The following is a 305-nucleotide window of genomic DNA, read 5'->3' as shown; positions in this document are numbered from 1 at the left end:
CTTGATGGCTTGGCTGACGATATCGATGCTCACTGCGCAGCATACGAAGCTAAAATGAAGTCTTACGGTAAGATTAACCTATTCATGGGTGGTGTTGGCATTGATGGGCACATTGCTTTCAATGAGCCAGGCTCATCTCTATCATCGCGTACACGTATCAAGACTCTAACTGAAGACACTCGCATTGCGAACTCTCGCTTCTTTGATGGCGATATCAACCAAGTTCCAAAATACGCACTAACTATCGGCGTTGCTACTTTGCTTGATGCGGAAGAAGTGATGATTCTTTCTCTAGGCCACAACAA

Annotated in this window: 1 pseudogene; it reads left to right on the top strand. The window is 45.2% G+C overall.

From position 1 onward, the window contains the following. Positions 1-305 (top strand): annotated as a pseudogene (gene nagB, locus AB4585_RS23040) (glucosamine-6-phosphate deaminase); the annotation flags it as partial.

The sequence above is a fragment of the Vibrio sp. 10N.222.49.C9 genome (genome assembly GCF_041474985.1).
GTDB lineage: Bacteria > Pseudomonadota > Gammaproteobacteria > Enterobacterales > Vibrionaceae > Vibrio > Vibrio crassostreae_C.
The sequence above is the reverse complement of the archived record's forward strand: the minus strand, read 5'-3'. Positions and strand labels throughout refer to the sequence as shown.